Source organism: Longimicrobium sp. (assembly GCF_048594345.1).
Classification (GTDB): Bacteria; Gemmatimonadota; Gemmatimonadetes; order Longimicrobiales; family Longimicrobiaceae; genus Longimicrobium.
In genome coordinates this window covers 1-1,895 of sequence record NZ_JBMDXM010000204.1, presented here as the reverse complement: position 1 = coordinate 1,895, position 1,895 = coordinate 1, and the positions used below count along the sequence as shown (strand labels likewise).

1 protein-coding gene is annotated in these 1,895 nt (G+C 67.8%); it reads right to left on the bottom strand.

Annotated features, from left to right (window positions below; genetic code table 11):
• Positions 1–258: 258 nt before the first annotated feature.
• Positions 259–1,602 carry a DUF1963 domain-containing protein gene (locus ACOJUJ_RS22190; RefSeq protein ID WP_420129103.1) on the bottom strand — a complete coding sequence of 448 codons (1,344 nt, stop codon included), beginning with the start codon at positions 1,600–1,602 and terminating at the stop codon, positions 259–261.
• Positions 1,603–1,895: the final 293 nt, after the last annotated feature.

Below are 1,895 nucleotides of genomic sequence, written 5' to 3'. Positions count from 1 at the left end.
TGTGGTTCCTCAACCCCACTCAGCCTCAGAATGATACCCTTGCTCGCTGTTGGTCGTGCAATCAGAGTAACGACGTAAAAACAACACGCGGCGGCGCGGAGGAACGGATGTGGCGCGGTGGCGTTCTGAAGGTTCCCTCCGCGCCTCTTCTGTTTTCTCCGCGCCTCCGCGGGAAAATCGTCCCCCTCACTGCACATCGAAATCCGAGAGATGGTATGACACCATCCGCCAGACGCTGTCGGTGTTCCTTGTCCAGGATCAGTATCCCTCGATCGTCCCCTCGACGCGGCTGAAGTCGCGGCGGGCGAGGTCCTGCGGGGTGATCCAGAAGGTGCACTTTCCGCTGTCGCCCCATGACCATCCCAGTCCCCGCTCGGTGTCGAGGTTCAACAGGCAGACCATGGGGTTGTCGGCGGAGAGCGCGTCCTGGGCAGCGTGGGCATGTCCCAGCATCTGGGAGAACTGGGGATCCTCGTCGTTGTAGGTGTTGAACCAGTCTGTGCAGGCGGCGTACACCTCCGAGGGGACCAGCGCCGCCAGCGCGGGGTCGCCCGCCCAGGTGCGGATGGTGGCGACGGCGGCCATGTAGGCGAGTTGCGAGGCCCGGAAGGGGATCTCCATGGATTCGAGAGGGCCCGCGAGGCTCATCAGCCACGTGCGCAGCGCCTGACGGTCCTCTTCCGCCACCGGCCGGTCGAGCGGAACCTCCCGCGAGCGGGCCAGCCAGCGCTCGGCCTCTTCAGTGAACCGCCGGAGATCCGCGTCGCGGCCGGGAGTGAAGTTGGCCGGGCTGTGCAGGATCGCACGGGCCAGGTAGTGGATGTACGCCCAGTGCTGCGGAAACGCCCGCGGCCCCGACGCGGCGGCGCCCATGATGGCGGCCCCGCCAAGGGTATCGTAGCGCGTGTCCAGGTTTCCGCCCCCCGATCCGCTGGCGGCACGGAGGGCGGCGACGCGGCGCGCGTTGAGCTGCTCGCGGTACAGCTCCGCGATCTCCTCGATGTCGTCCCCGCCCTGCACCCGCAGGCCTCGCCAGAACCGTCCCTCCAGGAACCGGCGCCACGTGCGGTCGGCGTGCTCGATCAGCTCGGGAAGGCCGCTCGCGTCGGGATAGCTCTCGAGCTTGAGCGGCACGATGGGCCACGCCGGATGGACGTTCGGCCCCGGCTCCCTGCCCACCCGGTAAAAGTACCACGCGCTCGAGATGCCACCGGTGCCCCGGATCGGCGGCAGGTCATCGGGCGGCTGCCGCGGCGGGGTGAGCGCAAAGGCGTCGAGCGCGTACAGGACGCGGCAGTCGTCGGAGGCGGGCGGCTCAAGGTTCCAGATCTGCTCGTCGTCGTCGCGGCCAAAGAAAAAGAGCACGCCGCGGCTGGGCAGGACGGTCTTGAAGGGGATGTCGGCGCAGTCCACCTGTGCCAGAAAGTGGAGCGGCGTACCGTCCGAAGTGCGCGGCCACTCGTAGCGCTCGGGCAGGTTGGGCAGGCCGCCGAACCGGCTGTTGGTGGGCGGCCCGGCGTGCGGCGGCCAGGGCCGGTGCAGGAGCACCGCATCCCGCCGGTAGCGGCGGAACAGCGCATCGACCTTCTTGCTCTCGCTCACCCCGCACCCTCCGCTGTCTGAAGGTGGATTCCGCTCATCCCGGCCATCCCCTGTGACCCCTCGTTTACGATCCTGGCAGGCCCTTGGCAATTGTAGCCGCGCTCGCGTTCCGATGGCAACGCGCTCCCTGCCCCACGGCGGATCAACAGCCAGTCATCCTGAGGGAGAGGCCGTTTCAAAACTCCATTCTGAGTCTCTAACGACGGCCGCCGCGCCTCGCGCGCGCGAGGAAGGCGCGATTTTCAGCCGATGAGCCTCTGAGAGTCACCTCGGAGGCCGTACGGGGCTCCTCA